Origin of the sequence: Hymenobacter radiodurans (genome assembly GCF_004355185.1) — a bacterium.
GTDB classification, from domain to species: Bacteria; Bacteroidota; Bacteroidia; order Cytophagales; family Hymenobacteraceae; genus Hymenobacter; species Hymenobacter radiodurans.
The window spans coordinates 4,231,489-4,248,215 of the sequence record NZ_CP037922.1; the positions used below are offsets into that span (position 1 = coordinate 4,231,489).

The following is a 16,727-nucleotide window of genomic DNA, read 5'->3' on the forward strand; positions in this document are numbered from 1 at the left end:
GCCCAGCGCTTTCTCCGCCCAGCTGCATGAGAAAGCGCTGGGCTAGTTTCGTTTGTGCATTTATAAGCGCACCCCAACGCTATAGCCAACCCACCCCAGTACGCGAGTACTGGCGCTGCCTTCATCCAGCCACAAGCTGCGGTTCTGCAGCAGACTGGAATACACTTGAGCACGCTCCGTATCGTAGCGCTGCGTGACGAGCACGCTCACCGTCGGCCCGGCCACTAAACGCAGGCGGCCACCGGCTTTCAGCGGGGCGAAGCCTACTAGCAGGCGCAGCTGGTTGTGCAGATTCAGGTCGTCAGTCCAGCCGCGGCTTTCCTCATTTACGTGCATAGCTACCGCATCGAGGCTAAAGCTGACGCGACGCCGGGCAAATACCTCGGTGCCTACACCATAGCCAAGCCCCCAGCGTCGGTCGCGGCTGCCGAAGCCATCGTAAGCGCCCGTGAAAAAGGTATAGAAACTAGGCGAGCCGCCCAGCTTCAGGCTGGCGCTTACCGGCCACGATTCCGTATTAATAACCTCAAAGCGATGGTAGCCACGGCGCACAAAGTTGAGCGGCGCAATACTGACGCCCGCCACTGAGTCAGCAATATTGAGCAACCCCGCCACCTGCACACCCCGCACCGTACCGCCTACATTGAATAAGCCTGCGGCCTGCGCCCCTCGCACTTCACCCAAGGCGATGTTGAATAATCCCGCGGCCTGCATCGTTGGTCGGCCGGGGAGCATTTTAGCATCTGTGTTCTCGATATCCGTTGGCTGGGGGGCTTTTTTGGCAGGACCAACATAGTTGAACAGGCCAGCCGTTTGAGCCCCGCTTACGGGTCGGGTAGCTACGTTAAATAAACCCGCAGCTTGCCACCCAGTGGCGGTGCCACCCAGCACATTCAGCAAACCTGCGCCCTGAAAGCCAGTGAGGTTGCGCCCTACTATGTTAGCCAAACCAGCCACCTGCACACCCCGCACCGAGTCGCGGGCCACGTTGAAAAGACCCGCGGCTTCTACTCCATTTACCCCCGCCGAATAGCCTCCCAACACGTTCAAGGATAGTCGGTTTACCGTTTGGCCACTACGCAATCCATTCGACCCCAGAGGCCCCAGAAAAGACACCTGCACCTGTTTGGTAACAGTAGGCCTCCTCGTTTTTTCTGCCGAAATCTCAGGAGTGGTAGGCTGCGCTGTAGAATCGGATGAGGCGGTTGCGGCGAGTGTATCCACTGAGTTGGATGGCACAGAGGCCGCACTCGCGCTGATAGGTGGCGCTGCGGTTGGCACCGATTGGGTTCCTGACTTCGCCGTATCATTCGTAACCACGGTGGTCGAAGTCTGGGGGGCTTTTTTCTTACTTGGTAGCGGTTTACTAGATGCTGTCGGCTTATTGGGGGTTGAAGTAGTAGCGGCAGTTGCTTTCGTCACGGCACCCTTACTTGCGGCGTTTGCACCTGAGTCGAGGCTAGGCTTGGACGGAGTTGTGGAGTGCAGCACCACTTGGTCGCCTACCAGCTCATAGCCGATGTTTTTACCCGCCAGCACCGAGTTGAGTACAGAGCGCAACGATTGATTTTGCACGCTGAGCGTCACGGGCTGGCTCAAATCGAGGGCCGTATTGCTGTAGGATATTCGCACGCCATATTGGCGCCGCAGCGTACGCAGCACCGATTCGAGCGGTGCCTGATTGAAGGTCACCGTTACTTTGCGCTCCAGCACAGAGGCGGAGCTATTTTGGGCCTGAGTAGGTAGCCCGCATAGGGCAAAAAGCAAGGCCAAGGCTAGGCATATGCGGTTTCGCATAGCTATCATGAGTTAAAAGGCGAAAGAAAATCCGAACTGCTAGCGGCAGCCCGGCCCGTCGAGTGTGTAGCCGGCGCCTGATTGGCTTACCGTTAAGTTGGCCGATAAACTCACCACGCGTAGCACCTGGGGTAGGCTAGCCTGGGCAAAGGTGCCCGTGAATCGGCAGCGCCCAAGGGCCGGGTTAGCAAGCGTTACAGGCTGGTCGTAGTAGCGGGTCAGCGTTTGAGCAAGCTGTTCCAACGACTGATTGTCGAATACCAATTCCTGGCGCTGCCAGGCGCGGAAGTTAGGATCTACAATAGGTTTTTGCACGGCCGCCGTGGGTGCCACCCGATGAATTACCCCGCGCAGCCCCGCCGTGAGCAGCACCGAATCCGAACCAGTCGGTAAGCGGCGCACGGGGCTAAAAGCCACTCTCCCAGTTACTACGGCCACCTCCACGGAGTCCTCGGCGCCGTAGGCTCGTACGTTGAAGGAAGTGCCTAACACCTGCGTGCGGGTCTCATTGGCAAGTACCGTGAATAGGCGGCCTTGGTCTTTTTTCACTTCGAAAAACGCTTCTCCTTGCAGCTGCACAACCCGAGCGGTTTGGTTGAAGTTGGCGGCGTAGCTAAGCGTAGAGTGTCGATTCACCCACACCTTGCTGCCATCGGGTAAAGTGGTTTGCTGACGCTCAGCACCGGCTGTTACGGTTATCATTTCCTCCTGCCGGTTATTGAGCAAGAAGATGCGGAGCAAGCTCCAAACACCGACGAGCAGCAATACGGCTGCCGCTACCCGCAGCCAGGGCCGCGCAGCGGGCCACAAAGGCACTACTTTTCCAGCAGGTATTGCTGCCTGAATTGGGGCTGCTGGAGCTAGGTCAGCGGCTATCCGGAAGCGCTGCCAAGCTGGCTCAACATCAGCCTCCGAAAACTCCTCAGCTACGGTACCACCCCGCTCCCACGCCCGAACGGCGGCAGTAAGCAATGGCAAACGCTCCGGCGTAGCCGTCACCCAAGCGTGCAGTTCTTGTTGTTCCGACGCAGACGCCTCCCCGGCCAAGTGTTTGGCCAAAAGATCCCAGGGGGCATCCGTGTCGGAATACAAGTTGGGCATGAATGAAAGCGGCAAGTGAGCCTGCTAAAGTCGGTATTTTCGGGATACCGGATGGGGGTGCGAAAGGCAGTTTAGCAATTCCCCCGAAGCAATGCAAGTGAGCCTAATTGTCGGCTAGCACCTTGCCTGAACCTGTAATTCGGCTGCTTACGACGGGGGCGCCGCGGTAGTATACCGAGCCACTGCCGGTAATGTCGGCATTAAGCGTCCGTGAGGCGCGCACGTAGCTTCTACCCGATCCATTTATTGCTACGTAGCTATCCTGCGTGTCCAGATCATAGGCATCTACGCGGCCCGAGCCGCTGATATTCACGTTGTGGCTGGGTGCATTCCCGCTCAGCTTTGCCGCACCCGAGCCGGATATGCTCGTCCGCAGGGCATCGGCCCGATTGAAGTTCAAGCTAGCCTCTCCCGAACCGGATACCCCCACCCGGAAGCTGGTAGCCGTCCAGGGTGTTGTGCTGCTCACTTTTCCTGAGCCTGCTACCTCCACTTCCGTTAGGGCAGGCACCGTAATATAGATTCGAACCGGATCATGGCCGCGCACATTGTAGCGTCCATACTCTATCTCCAGCTTGTCACCGGCCAGTTCTGTTTCGAGCACGTCAAGGATGTTGCGCTGGGCCTCGATGCGCACTTGCTGGGGGCTGCCTTGGGTCAGAATCACATCAGCGTCAATTTTAAGCTCGAGGCGGCTGAAGTTATTGATGGTTCGGGTTTCGGTTTGGGTCGGGCCCGTGCCGCGTACACTTGGACCTAGTATGTCGCCTTCGTGGTTACAGGCAGTCGTGGTGAACAGCGAAGTGGATACTGCTAATAAGAGAAGTAGCTTTTTCATAGCTGACAATAGGTTGGGAGATGGGAATGCTTTCAGTAGTAAGATTCAAATCCCTGCCTTTACCCCTACGTCAGGTGAAAATATTTTTTTGCCCCAGCTTTTACCAACACAAAAAGCTGTGCAGCAAGCCCTGTAAGCCTTTTCGAAGTAGTCGTAGCGCTTTGCCCATCTGGTTCTCTACCGTTTTGGGGGCCACTTCTAAGGCATCGGCAATCTGCTGGTAACTCATGCCTTCCTGCCGACTTAATAAGAATACGGCGCGGCATTGGGGCGGCAGGGTGTCAAGAGCGGCGGCTACGGCAGCTTCGGCTTCCTGTCCGTAGACTTGTTCGTCGGTGGTGTTACGGCCCGGATCAGGTAATCTAGCTTCGTCCCACGTGACTTGGCGCTTCTGACGAGCGGCGTGGCGCAAGGCAACGTTCATGGCTGCCCGGAATAAATAAGCTTGATAAGTGGAAGTAATGTGGAGAGTTTCGCGGTTTTTCCAAACGTTCATCAACACGTCTTGCACCAAATCCTCGGCTACGGCTCGATCCTGCACTACACGAAAAGCGACATTCGCCAACGACCGGTAGAAGGCTCGAAATAGCGTTTCCATAAACGCCTCCGCATCCGTATGCTGCAACTCCGCCAAGCGAAGCTCTAAATCAGCGGCAGGTTCGGTAGCGATGGACATAGTGAGGTGGGTGAAAGCAACCACAACTCCTGAAATTCACCTAGTAAAACAGCTAGTCTAAACAGTCTGAATAAGCGGTAGAACCCACACTACTATTTACCTAGCTGTATCACTTGATTTCTGCGATGTCGCAAATTATAGTGGAGTTATATACTCAATCAGATAACTAATATGGGTGCAACAATACAGCTTTACAGGCTGATACACCACCTCAGGTTCCTATATTTTATTTGAAAAATACTCTAGTGTTTAACCAGAGTTGTTGGCGTAGGATAAGGACTCTCAATGAAGCACTTAGGCTGCTGCCACTGGCTTCGGCTCGGGTGTTAAATCGAGATGGCGCAGCTTATTCGCTTTAATCGCCGTGATACCAACGACTAGTAAGGTCATGGCGCCGCCAAAAATCACGGATGGCACTACGCCCATGAGTCGCGCCGCCGCACCCGATTCGAAGGAACCGATTTCGTTGGATGAGCCAATAAAAATGTTGTTCACGGCCGACACTCGGCCTTTCATATGCTCCGGCGTGAAAGTGTGCAGCAGCGTAGAGCGGACAATTACTGAAACGGCGTCGAAGGCACCAGTAAGGAACAGCAGAACTAAAGACAGCCAGAAATTACGCGACAACGCAAAGCAAATAGTAGCGACGCCAAACCCAGCCACCGCCCACAGGAGCTTACGCCCGGCCCTACGCCTCAATGGGAAGTATGTCATCATCACTGCCATTAGCACCGACCCGACCGCTGGCGCCGCGCGCAGGTAGCCTAGCCCTTCAGGACCCGTACGCAGAATATCATCAGCGAAAATGGGTAGTAGAGCTACGGCTCCACCAAATAGCACCGCGAACAAATCGAGCGATAAAGCCGCTAGCACCAACTGGTTACTAAAAATAAACTGCACCCCCGACAGAATACTTTCCTTCAGATTTAGCCGCTCCCCTTCTATCTGCGGAAGGGCGCGGCCAGCAATGCTACCGTACAGCAGCAAAGCCAGCGCCATCAGCACTGCATCGACACCGTAGGCGGTATTGATGCCGGCTTTGGCAAATAAAAGCCCCCAATCGCTGGTCCGAGCACCGCAGCCGCCTGATACGTAGTGCTGTTCCAGGTGATAGCGTTGGATAGGCGCTCACGGTCGGGGATAAGCTGGGGCATGAAGGAAAACAAGGCTGGCCCTAGAAAGCCACGCGCAATTCCACTCACGAATATGACGGCATACAGTGGCAGCGTATAAAACTGATCCTTCGCCAGCAGCCACGACCCAACAGGACGGGTAAGCAGAAACAACGTGACTGAGCAGAAAAGCAAAGCCGTGACGGCCGCCACAATAATGTTCTTCCGCCGCACGGAGTCCGCGACGTGCCCGGCGTAAAGCGATACGACAATGCTCGGGATTGCCTCGGCTAAGCCAATTAAACCAAGAGCTAATGGATCATTAGTAAGCTGAAACATTTGCCAACTTACCACTACGCCTTGAATTTGGGTAGCGACAGTCATGCACACACGAGCCGACAACAAACGTCGAAATTCGGGCAGTCGCAGAGCGGCGTATGGATCGTGGGGCCCGGTAGAGGAAAGAACGGACATAATATAAACGCAGGTCGAAATCGGGCTCAAAGGTAGCGCAACCCCGCTGGAAAGCAGGGCTATCAGGCGTCGGCCTTCGGTTTATTAGTAGGGTAGTTCTGCGTACAATCAGCGACCAGAATTAGTTTTCACACCATACGTGGGCGACTAACAAGCCAATAAAGGTGTGGAGAGTTGCAGTGCTCCTATCTCAACCTATACTTTGAGGAATAGATTAATCACTGGGGGCTTTTTTGAGTCGTGATACGTGCTATTGTACTAAATCCGGGTGATGCCGTGAATTCGTATGCTTGTTTTTGAAGGAATAACGTGACAATGATCCGGGCAGTCAAGCCGGTAAATCAACACTGAAATTGCCGCACGTAATTTGCAATATCTTGTTAGGGGCAGCGCTGGCGCGTTGTTATTACTCAGCAGTAAACCCAGTATTTGCCTGTATCTAGGGGGTTTGCAATAGTTAATGATATTAGTTTTTGAAAATTAGAAATAATAAATACTTGATTTACAATATTTAATAGTTTGTTTTGAATCCGTAAAAAAAATATTTTAACAGATTCTTTATCGCGTTGTATTTGGTCAACTAGTTTTATACATTTGATTCTCCCAGTTATCTTTTTATAAGAATTATCTCTTTCACCGGCAACCTGCACTATTTGACCTAAAGCTCTACGTTCTCTTAACCCGTAGCCTTTATGGAAACCATGCAGCCGAGTGATTCCGCGTTGATTTCGCTCTACATTGCCGGCAAAGAAGATGCATTCGCTCTCTTGCTGGAGCGGCACAAAGCCCGCGTCTTCACTACTATTATGCTCATCGTGCGCGATGAAGCCGTTGCTGAAGACTTACTCCAAGACACCTTTATAAAAGCCATCCACACCATGAAGGGTGGACGCTATAATGAGGAAGGAAAATTTTCTTCCTGGATTTGCCGCATTGCCCATAATTTGGCCATTGACTGCTTCCGCCGCGAAAAACGCAAACCTTTATTGAGTCTTGATACAACAAGCCACGCCTTTAATTCGTTGGCTTTAGCGGAGGAGGGCGCGGAAGCGACCATCACCCGCGAAGAGACCCATGCCCGGTTGCGCGAATTAATTCAGGACCTGCCCGCGGCGCAGAAGGAAGTGCTTGTTATGCGTCATTATGGCGATATGAGCTTTCAGGAAATCGCCGATGCAACGGGGGTCAGCATTAATACCGCTTTGGGGAGGATGCGCTACGCGCTTATCAACCTGCGGAAAAAAATGGCCGCACAACCCGTTTTCTATGATCAAAACATTTACCCACGAGAAACTGATCCGGTACGTATACAACGAGTTGCCGGATAAGGAGCGCCAAGAAATAGAACAAGCCTTAGCGCACGATGCTGATTTGGCAGCCCGCTGTGCCGATTTGCTGCTGGCCCAGCGCTGCCTCACCAGCTTGCAGCGAGGCCCTCGGCCCGCCACTACCCAAGCCATTCTACAGTATTCGCGCACCTTTCTGACGCCGTCGTAGAAGAGAAAAGAGGGAATGAGTAATGAGAGTAGCGTATTTTGCTGCTTCATTACTCATTCCCTCTTTTTATGCGCAAGGCCGAACGGTTTCGTCGCTTTCTGGACTACTTCACCACGAACTTTCCGGAGCCGCAAACTGAGCTACAATACTCCAATCCGTACGAGTTGATTGTGGCCGTGGTGCTCAGCGCTCAGTGCACCGATAAGCGCGTAAACCTTGTAATGTCCGAATTGCTGCGTCACTTCCCAACGCCAGCGCACTTAGGTGCGGCCTCAGCAGAAGAAGTCTACCCTTTTATCCGCAGTGTCTCCTACCCGAATAACAAGGCGAAACACTTAGCTGGATTGGGTAAGATGCTGATGGAGGACTTTGGGGGTGAAGTTCCGAGCACCATTGAGGAGCTACAGCGCTTGCCCGGCGTTGGCCGAAAGACGGCGAATGTGGTTGTCTCCGTTATTTATAATCAGCCAGCTATGGCTGTGGACACCCATGTATTTCGGGTGTCGCACCGACTAGGGCTAGTCAATCGCTCTTCTACTACGCCCCTAGCCGTAGAGAAAGACTTAGTGCGTTACATCCCGAACTCCTGATTCCGAAGGCTCATCACTGGCTGATTCTGCATGGCCGCTACATCTGCGTTGCACGTCAGCCCAAATGCGCCATTTGTCCCCTAACGGATATTTGTAAATACTACGCGGAGCATTATGGCTTGCCCTCTCCTGATAGTAGTGGCTCCTTAACTGAGCCGAAATTCCCCCCAGCGGGCCTTATATTTCATCTACAGGTACAACATAGTACATAAGTAGTTCTAGTTGGTATTAGACACAGCGCTTTCTAGCACTTTCTGCACATCCGCGGCAATTACTTCTCTATCGAAGTGAAGTAAGGCGGTAGCTCTTCCCCTTTCCCCAGCTTGCTTTAAGGCTGTGGGCTTGGCCAAGAGATTACTTAAACACGAAGCCATAGTGGATGCATTGCCAGCGGGAGTGTACCAGCCACACTTGTAGTCTTCCACCCACTTCTTTGTCCACCCGTTGTTTGTGACGACTACTGGTGTACCAACCGCAAGGCTATCGTAGAATTTGGCAGGAGAATTTGCGTCTAATACCGGCAGATTCAAGAAAGAAACTATCGACACTTCGGCCAACTTAAACCAAGTAAACACAGTGTGGCGGGGCTGGGGGGCAATTATGCGAATCCCAGTGCATCGGGCTGCTGCTGCTTGGATTAGGGGTTCATGAAAGCCATGCCCCATAAATAACCACGTAACATCCGGATGGCTGGGGGCCATTTTTTCGGCGGCGGCAACCAACGTGGGAATATCATTAGCCCGCCCGAAAGTACCTGCGTACAGCACCACTCTACGCCCTATTAAGCCCTGCTCCTGCCGCAGAGCCATTACGGCCGCGTCAGTGGCCGCGGCAGCTAGGTGGAAGTCCGTGCCGTTGAGAACCGTTGTTATTTTAGCTGAGCTTATCCCTAGCGCCTCAACGTAGTGCGACATATCGGGCGATAGGGGTAGGATGTGTTTTGCGCTAGCATAAAGGCCTCTCTCTAACGCAAACAGACGTCTTTGCGCTATTTTATTTGGTACGGCACCCATGGCGATTGGAAAAGACGGCCACAAGTCCTGAACTTCAAACACCCACGGCACACGACGTAGCCGGGCAACTTGCGCGGCGGCCCAGGCCGCCGTGAGCGGCGTAGATATTCCCCAGATAACATCTGGCTTCTCCAAGCGCAGGCCTTCGCGCAGGGCGTAGGTTGCATATTGGCCAAAAGCCAATGCCCGCCGGCCGACACCCATCTTATTATGGTACGGAACTTCGGCGGCTCGCATTTCTACACCTTCTGGCACCCACGGAAACTTTTGGGTAAGGCGCTGTGACTCCCACGTACGCGTCGTTATAAGTGATACGCGGTGCGTGCGGGCTAAATGCGCCAGCAAGGTGTAGTGCCGACTGGTAGCCGGACAATCGGGGTTGGTATGATACTGACTGAAAACCGCGATATGCACTTCGGCAACTAAAACTAGCTTCTTATTTCCCTTTCTTATTCGTTGAAAGCAGCTTCCCTTTCAAATCACTTCCGCTTCGGGCGGTAGCGCGACTCGTTTAGAATAGCCTGCGGATCCTTCATCGCCATAAGTTGAGCCAGTGTCACATTGGGGTGGGTTTCCATGTATTTACGCACAATTTGCCACCCTACCCAGGCACCAATACGTCCGGGGGCCGTTTTGGCAATTTCGGGCACGTTTGGTCGCTCGCTCACGTATTTTTGAATAGTGAAAGGGCTGTTGTTATAAAGCAGCTTTTTCTCAATAAAGTGAGCCCACACCTTACTTTCATTGAACTCTAAGCCCGCCAATTCCTCAGCGGTATAGCCAATGAGCACCGAATCGGGAGTACAGGGCAGCACCTTTTCGGTGAAGTAAAGCGACTTGCCCAGTTGTATCATCTCGCCCAGCATGGTTTGCTGGTTGGCGGGCAACGGTTGGTTGTACTTGCTGGAAATAGCCTGTGCTACGGTCGGCAACAGGTGAGCTGGAGTGTAGCGCCGCAAGATGTAGCCGGGTACATTGGGGCGGTAGCTAGCTTTGGGACCCACAAAGAAGTCAAGGCTAAGCACCATCAGGCTATCATTCACAAATAAATCCTGGCTCAGGCCGCTTACAAACGTCTTGACCGGTGGCACTCGGAAGGCCGGGAAATAATAGCGCACGTGCTGCATCAGCTGTTTTAGCTCCATCTGCAACGTATCAGTGCTAGAAAATTCGGCCAGTGTTTCGCGGCCTAGCTTCTGCAACCCTGGGTTGGTAGCCAAGCGCGTGAGAGTAGCCGCCAGCGCCGCATCGGAGGGGTACTGCCGGCGCTGCAGAAACTGGTTGGCCAACAACGGGTTTCGAGCCAAAAATTGCTGGGCCTCTGCTTCGTTCTTGATAGCGAAGAATGATTGCTCCAGTCGCTCCACTTGGACGGGCGCCTCTATCTTGGCTACTTCTGGGTTAATTTCGCAGGAGTTATCCTTTTTGCAGCCAGCCAGCAGCAATAGAGTACTCAGCCAAATGGCAAAACAGGTACGCAAGGGGGCAGATTTATAATACACGGTTCTATCTTTGGGACGAAAATAGCCAAAACGAAACGCCAGCCAGTCAGCTTTCGTGTTTCAGGTGTCGTTTTATCCGTTTAATTATGAAAAAAATACTCATAGCCCTGTTCTTACTTGGCGCTTCCCTCGGCACTGCTTCCGCTCAGGTTGAAATTGGCATTAAGCTTTCACCGTCTATTGCTTACCTGCGGGCCGATGCACCTTCGCAGTACAATTTTCAATCAGAGAAAAGCAAGGTTGGTATCGGTGGTGGCTTAGTTGTCGATTATTTCTTTGGCCAAAACTATGCCTTCGGTACGGGCTTACAGCTCACCAGCAAAGGCGGTACAGTTTCTTATGATGCCAACACCACCATTCAGGATAATGAACAGAAGATTAGCCTTCAGTATCTAGAGATACCGCTAACCGTGAAGCTGTTTACCAACGATATTACCACGGATACTAAGCTTTACTTCCAGCTGGGGGGCAAAATTGGCGGCTTAGTGGCAGCCCGCATTGATGGCGAAAAATTCTACCAATTCGGTGGCGAAAAGGCCACAAAGCACTTTATTATTCCGGATGCTGCCTTACTTGGTGGCCTCGGGGCTGAATATCAAGTGGGGCAGAGCACAAAAGTCTTTGCCGGTCTCTCTTATCATCACGGCCTTGCTAATGTGGACCGTTACTTCAAAAAGAATGGTTTCAATGGTGCTACCCTAAAAAACGGAGAAGTAGCGCTTGATTTGGGTATCAAGTTCTAATATAAGCCAGTGAGAAAAAAGCCCCCCAGCAGCGTTTTTATTGTTGAAAACGCTGCTGGGGGCTTTTTTGACTGCACATTATAGAACACAGACTATCTCTACGCAAAAGCCCGCCTTGCTCATCCAGAGCGAGGCGGGCTTTCTTCTTGGTCAGGGGCTTTTCGCAGAAAAAACCGTTAGTCCGTAATCTCTATTTCGCGGTCTTGGAGGCGGGCCATAGCTGCTGCGGGTGAGTGCAGCTCAATGTCTTCGCCTCGTTCGTCCTCAATGCGGTAGTCGGTGAGGCCAAGGCTAGTGTCCTTAGTCACTTTTACCCACTTATAGTATTTCAGATACCACTTCATCTGCTTGGAAACCAAGCCTTTGGTATAGTACGCGTACAGGAAAGGGTGCACGTGCAGCGTAATACCCGACTGGTTCTGGGTTACGAGCAAGTCTTCGATGCTGTTCTCAATCTCGTCGGTAACAAGGATAGAAGCCGAAATCTTGCCGGTGCCGCCGCAGGTGGGGCATAGCTCGCCGGTAATGATGTTTTCAGCGGGCCGCACGCGCTGCCGCGTGATTTGCAGCAGGCCGAACTTGGTGATGGGCAGAATTGTGAAGCGCGCTTTATCGTGCTTCATAATGTCCTTCACCGCGTCCTCCACCTTCTTGCGGCTCTCCGCCGACTTCATATCAATGAAATCGACGACGATAATGCCCCCCATATCGCGCAAACGCAGCTGACGGGCCACTTCACGGGCCGCCGACATGTTTACGTGCAAAGCATTAGCTTCCTGGTCGCTCTCTTGGTTGCTCTTATTGCCCGAGTTAACGTCGATGACGTGCAAAGCTTCGGTGTGCTCAATAACGAGGTAACCACCACCGGGCACCGTTACAGTTTTGCCAAACAGCGTTTTGAGTTGCTTCTCAATGTTGAAATGCTCAAACATCTTCACCTTACCGGTGTAATGCTTGAGCAAGCCCAGCTTATCAGGAGCGATTTTCTCCAGATAGCTGCGCATCTCTTCGTACATCGGCGCCGAATCGACGGTGATAGCATCGAAGGATTCATTGAGCATATCGCGCAGCATGGAGCTAGTGCGACCCAACTCACCCAGAATCTTATCGCGCTCCTTGGCAGTGCGCAGGGTCTGGAAGAGTTGTTCCCAATTAGCCGTCATGCTCTGCATATCCTTATCCAACTCGGCTACCTCGCGGCCCTCCGCTACAGTTCGGATAATAACGCCGAAGTTGTCAGGCTTGATAGACGCAATAAGACGCTTGAGGCGGTCTCGCTCCGTACGGCTGACAATCTTCTTAGAGACGCTTATGGTATTGGAAAAAGGCACCAATACCAGGTAACGACCAGCCATCGAAATATCGGTGGATAGGCGCGGACCTTTGGTCGAGATGGGCTCTTTTACTATTTGAACCAGCAATTGCTGACCCTTTTTGAGCACGGTGTCGATCTTGCCGACTTTGTCGAGCGGCTCCTCAAACTGAAAAGTCTTCAGTGGCCCAACGGTAATTTTCTGCGATTGTACGCCTTTCACCCACTTATTCAACGACGGGAAGTTCTCGCCCAAATCGCCATAGTGCAGAAAAGCGTCTTTTTGATACCCGATGTCAATGAACGCAGCGTTCAGACCGGGCATCACTTTCTTGACCGTACCCAGGAAGATGTCACCAACGGAATAGTTGGTGTCGTTGCGGTCGAAATGATATTCGATGAGCCGCTTGTCCTGGAGCAGGGCAATTCTTTCGCCATCCTGAGCAGAATTAATGATTAATTCGTTACTCAATGTCTCGGTAGCTTAACTAATCTCCCCAAAAGCGCCTGCATTTGCCCCCCGAAACCCACAAAGGGAAGCCAGTGCACCAAGGCACCAGCTTCCCTTCCGAGCCACGGGGAAAGCATCAAACCAGTCACTCTCAAGGATACTAAATGAGAGATAAACGGACTTTGGTTGAAGCCTCAACCGTCCGCCAGCTAACCCCGCGGGCTTACTTCTTCTTGTGACGGTTCTTGCGCAGACGCTTCTTGCGCTTGTGGGTGGCAATCTTATGACGCTTTCTCTTTTTACCGCAGGGCATGTGGTTGTAGGTTAAATGGTTGAATGATTCTATTGTCGAATGGCTGACCTTTTATTCCTCGTTCTTGCATCAAGTGCAGTGAGTTTCGGAGTTACAAATCTGCCGATTTATTCCAACTTGCTCAGCTCCTCATCAACAGAGGCCGCTAGGCTTGGGTCGCTGCTTAGGCTTTTTGCTTTAGTAAAAGCCGCTATAGCTTCTTCTTTAGCACCCGTTTGGGCCAAAGAAACGCCCAAATAAAACTGGCCGTTCACATTCTCTGGATTCACTTTTACAAGCTCCCGAAAACGCTCTACGGCTTTGTCGTACTGATTGCTTTGAATAGAGAGGATGCCCAAATTATAGAGCGCCTTCTCATTACGTGGGTTGGCGGCCAGCACCTCGCGCAGTAACGTAACGCCCTGCACGGGGTTGTCGCTGGCCATGTAGGCCATGCCCAGGTTGGTTTTGGCATCGAGGTTATCGGGGTTGTTTTTCAACACCTTCTCGTACAGCTCGCGCGTCTTTGCACTTAGCGTTTTGGCTCGCTCCTCGGTAGCAGCAAAGCCAAAGGCCTCGAAGTACTCATCGGCAGCACGTTTCCAGGCTTGCTCGCCCGGACGCGCAATAGCTACCTGCTCGTAGTAATAGCCAGCGCTATCAAACTTAGCGATATCCTTATACTTAGTAGCTAGGTCAGAGGCTACGCGCAAACGAGCCTGCGGATCGCGCTCCTTATTGTAGCGCGCGGCCAATTGCTTGATTTCGCGGCTTTGCTCGGCTGTAGCCTGCTGATGTGGCTGTTCAGGTGTAGCGCCCGCAGGGCCAGCTGTTTGCTCTTGGTCACCCGAAGAAGCAATAGCCTTCGACCCATTAGTAGCAGGGCCGCCACCGTCACGGTTGGCCGTGCGAGCTGCATCCTGATTCATTTCCCCTTTACCTTCTTTGGGTTTCACCGTTACTTTAGGCAACAGAAACAACCCAGCCACCAGCACAAGAGCGATGACTAGTATAATTAACTGATGTGAACGGGAACGTGATGCCATACAGAAAAAGCAGGCCGTCGGGCCCCCAGTTATGGAACGCCCGACGGCTCGCCGGCAAAAATTAAACGAAAGAAAAAGAGGGATTAAGCCTGAGCTGTTTCCTTGATTTTCTTGCTGTTCTTGATTTTGCCGATGAATGTTTTCGACGGCTTGAAGCTAGGAATAAAGTGCTCGTCGATGATGATCGACGTGTTTTTAGAGATGTTACGAGCCACTTTCTTTGCCCGCTTCTTGTTTACGAAGCTGCCAAAGCCGCGTACGTAGATGTTGTTGCCGTCGGCCATCGAATCCTTTACTACTTTGAAGAAGGCTTCAACGGTAGCTGACACGTCTCCTTTTTCGATGCCGGTCTTGTCGGCAATCTCGGCGATTACTTCTGCTTTAGTCACGCTGGTAAATGAAATGTACTATGGAGAGAAAAAATATGCTGGGCAAAATATCCCGATTCAACACGTAAGCCCTTGCCCGGTAAGCTGTTCGCTTATGAATTGGGGCCACAAAGGTAGTTTCCTTTTTTGGTTTTGCAACATTATTTACTGATTCCACACGGCTCTGTCTTTCTTTCCTAAATTATTTATTCTCAATATATTGACTTCCCTCTCTTCTACTTCTGCCCACCCTTTCTTTGCCTCTGCTCTACTCGAATGGTACCCACGCCACCGCCGCGACCTGCCTTGGCGCCACACGCGTGATCCATACGCTATTTGGCTCTCAGAAGTCATTTTGCAACAAACTCGTGTAAAGCAGGGCCTCCCCTACTACCTCGACTTTGTAACAACTTATCCCACCGTTCAGGAGTTAGCGGCGGCTCCCGAGGATGAAGTCATGCGTCACTGGCAGGGACTGGGTTATTATTCTCGGGCCCGCAACATGCATCACACCGCCAAACAAGTTACAAGTGAGTTTGGGGGGCAATTTCCAGGCTCTTATGACGGCTTGCTCCAACTTAAAGGTGTGGGGCAGTACACCGCGGCCGCTATTGCCTCTTTTGCTTACGACGAACAGGTAGCTGTCCTCGATGGCAATGTGTATCGGGTGCTGGCCCGCGTGTTTGGTATCAGTGCGGATATAGCTGCGCCGGCTAGCCGCAAGGTGTTCCAGCAACTAGCTGACTCGCTTATTCCGGCGGCCTCGCCAGCGGAGTTCAACCAAGCTATCATGGAGTTTGGCGCTATTCAGTGCACGCCTTTAAAGCCCGATTGTCTTTTTTGCCCCCTACAAGGTCAGTGCTTTGCTTTTCAGCACGGCATGGTGCAGGAGTTGCCCGTAAAAAGTAAAGCCAAAGCGGCACGCACGCGCTATTTCCACTACATGGTCTTGCGCTACGAGGACACCGTCTACCTGCGCAAGCGCACGGAAAAAGACATCTGGCAGGGCCTTTATGATTTTGCCCTGACTGAAACTGATGGCCCCAATTTGCCCCCCACCGACTTGCTTGATGCAGTAGAAGCCTTGGGGGGCAAATTGGACACTAATAGCGTGGAGGAGCCAGCTTACGCAGCTCGACATGTGCTAAGTCACCAGAAAGTGGAAGCGCGTTTTCACCCTGTTTGGCTAGAGGCGCCACTCCCCGCTGCGGCTTTAACGGCTAGCGGCTTGGCAGCTTTTACTAGTGCCGAAATTGAGCAGTTGCCCAAGGCCGTTTTGATCAGTAATTACCTAGGAAGACCCGGCTTTTAAGCCGTTTTGGGCTTGGATGCCTCATGCTTTTTTTGTATCTTTAAAGGAATAGGAAGCGGCTTATTTCGCTTCATAACCCCTTATTAATCAGGCTATGTCAGCAGGAGTTAACAAAGTAATATTAGTTGGAAATCTGGGCAAAGACCCGGAAGTACGCCACTTAGAAGGCGGCGTAAGCGTGGCCAATTTTACCTTAGCTACAAACGAGTATCACAAGGATAAAAACGGCGCCCGTATTGAGCGTACCGAGTGGCATAACATCACTGCTTGGCGTGGCTTGGCCGAGGTAGCGGAGAAGTATTTGCGCAAAGGTCACCAGGTATATATTGAAGGTCGCATCCGGACGCGCCAGTATCAGGACAAAGACAATCAGACCCGTTACATTACCGAAATTGTGGCTGATGAAATGACTATGCTGGGTGGCAAGCCTCATACTGACGGAACTACTACCCAGGCTGCCCCGACTCCGGAGGCTCAGACGTTCCGTCAGGAGCCGGAACTCGACCAGTTGCCCTTCTGAAATTGCCCTAGCGGGTAGTAATGCTTGAAAGCCTCGGCACGAAGCCGAGGCTTTTTGCGTTTCAAGGGTCTTACGAACGAATT

The 16,727-nt window shown here is 52.3% G+C and carries 14 protein-coding genes and 2 pseudogenes; 6 read left to right on the forward strand and 10 right to left on the reverse strand.

Annotated elements, in window-relative coordinates; genetic code table 11:
- Positions 1–60: 60 nt before the first annotated feature.
- The 5 genes and pseudogenes from EPD59_RS19175 to EPD59_RS24235 all read right to left on the reverse strand — a co-directional run bounded on the left by EPD59_RS19175 (position 61) and on the right by EPD59_RS24235 (position 5,998).
- The gene (locus EPD59_RS19175; protein ID WP_165963666.1) at positions 61–1,797 is read right to left on the reverse strand and encodes a DUF4974 domain-containing protein; all 1,737 of its coding nucleotides are present in this window, start codon (positions 1,795–1,797) and stop codon (positions 61–63) included.
- A gap of 39 nt (positions 1,798–1,836) precedes the next feature.
- Positions 1,837–2,898 (reverse strand): FecR family protein, encoded by a 1,062-nt coding sequence (locus EPD59_RS19180; protein ID WP_133274184.1) that lies wholly within the window; start codon positions 2,896–2,898, stop codon positions 1,837–1,839.
- Positions 2,899–3,001: 103 nt separating this feature from the next.
- Positions 3,002–3,736 (reverse strand): head GIN domain-containing protein, encoded by a 735-nt coding sequence (locus EPD59_RS19185; RefSeq protein ID WP_133274185.1) that lies wholly within the window; start codon positions 3,734–3,736, stop codon positions 3,002–3,004.
- 100 nt (positions 3,737–3,836) lie between these two features.
- The gene (locus EPD59_RS19190) at positions 3,837–4,412 is read right to left on the reverse strand and encodes an RNA polymerase sigma-70 factor (RefSeq protein WP_133274186.1); all 576 of its coding nucleotides are present in this window, start codon (positions 4,410–4,412) and stop codon (positions 3,837–3,839) included.
- Between the two features lie 294 nt (positions 4,413–4,706).
- Positions 4,707–5,998, reverse strand: a pseudogene (locus tag EPD59_RS24235) (MFS transporter).
- 692 nt (positions 5,999–6,690) lie between these two features.
- Here EPD59_RS24235 and EPD59_RS19200 point away from each other — a divergent pair.
- From EPD59_RS19200 to nth, 3 genes and pseudogenes are all read left to right on the forward strand, one after another.
- Complete coding sequence (locus tag EPD59_RS19200; protein ID WP_133274187.1) at positions 6,691–7,326, forward strand: RNA polymerase sigma factor; 636 nt, start codon at positions 6,691–6,693, stop codon at positions 7,324–7,326.
- A complete protein-coding gene (locus EPD59_RS19205; RefSeq protein WP_133274188.1) occupies positions 7,265–7,495 on the forward strand; it encodes a hypothetical protein in 231 nt (76 codons plus the stop codon). Before EPD59_RS19200 ends, EPD59_RS19205 begins: the two co-directional genes overlap by 62 nt.
- A gap of 68 nt (positions 7,496–7,563) precedes the next feature.
- Positions 7,564–8,297 (forward strand): annotated as a pseudogene (gene nth / locus EPD59_RS19210) (endonuclease III).
- A 6-nt stretch (positions 8,298–8,303) separates the two neighbouring features.
- On the opposite strand, the gene EPD59_RS19215 reads toward nth, so the two are convergent.
- Both EPD59_RS19215 and gldB read right to left on the reverse strand, forming a co-directional pair.
- Positions 8,304–9,512 (reverse strand): glycosyltransferase family 4 protein, encoded by a 1,209-nt coding sequence (locus tag EPD59_RS19215; RefSeq protein ID WP_133274189.1) that lies wholly within the window; start codon positions 9,510–9,512, stop codon positions 8,304–8,306.
- Between the two features lie 65 nt (positions 9,513–9,577).
- Positions 9,578–10,579, reverse strand: coding sequence for a gliding motility lipoprotein GldB (gene gldB, locus EPD59_RS19220; RefSeq protein WP_133274190.1), 1,002 nt, complete (start codon positions 10,577–10,579; stop codon positions 9,578–9,580).
- A gap of 107 nt (positions 10,580–10,686) precedes the next feature.
- On the opposite strand from gldB, the gene EPD59_RS19225 reads away from it, so the two are divergent.
- Positions 10,687–11,343 carry a porin family protein gene (locus EPD59_RS19225; RefSeq protein ID WP_133274191.1) on the forward strand — a complete coding sequence of 219 codons (657 nt, stop codon included), beginning with the start codon at positions 10,687–10,689 and terminating at the stop codon, positions 11,341–11,343.
- A gap of 176 nt (positions 11,344–11,519) precedes the next feature.
- Here the strand turns inward: EPD59_RS19225 and EPD59_RS19230 are convergent, their stop codons facing one another.
- From EPD59_RS19230 to EPD59_RS19240, 3 genes are all read right to left on the reverse strand, one after another.
- Positions 11,520–13,127, reverse strand: coding sequence for an Rne/Rng family ribonuclease (locus EPD59_RS19230; protein WP_165963667.1), 1,608 nt, complete (start codon positions 13,125–13,127; stop codon positions 11,520–11,522).
- Positions 13,128–13,526: 399 nt separating this feature from the next.
- Positions 13,527–14,444, reverse strand: coding sequence for a tetratricopeptide repeat protein (locus EPD59_RS19235; RefSeq protein WP_133274192.1), 918 nt, complete (start codon positions 14,442–14,444; stop codon positions 13,527–13,529).
- An 83-nt stretch (positions 14,445–14,527) separates the two neighbouring features.
- Positions 14,528–14,833 (reverse strand): HU family DNA-binding protein, encoded by a 306-nt coding sequence (locus EPD59_RS19240; RefSeq protein ID WP_084443967.1) that lies wholly within the window; start codon positions 14,831–14,833, stop codon positions 14,528–14,530.
- Positions 14,834–15,032: 199 nt separating this feature from the next.
- Here EPD59_RS19240 and mutY point away from each other — a divergent pair, with 199 nt between their 5' ends.
- Together mutY and EPD59_RS19250 are read left to right on the forward strand one after the other, a co-directional pair.
- Entirely contained in the window at positions 15,033–16,124 is a 1,092-nt protein-coding gene (gene mutY, locus EPD59_RS19245; RefSeq protein ID WP_240731507.1) for an A/G-specific adenine glycosylase, read from the forward strand.
- A gap of 94 nt (positions 16,125–16,218) precedes the next feature.
- Positions 16,219–16,644, forward strand: coding sequence for a single-stranded DNA-binding protein (locus EPD59_RS19250; RefSeq protein ID WP_133274194.1), 426 nt, complete (start codon positions 16,219–16,221; stop codon positions 16,642–16,644).
- Positions 16,645–16,727 lie beyond the last annotated feature (83 nt).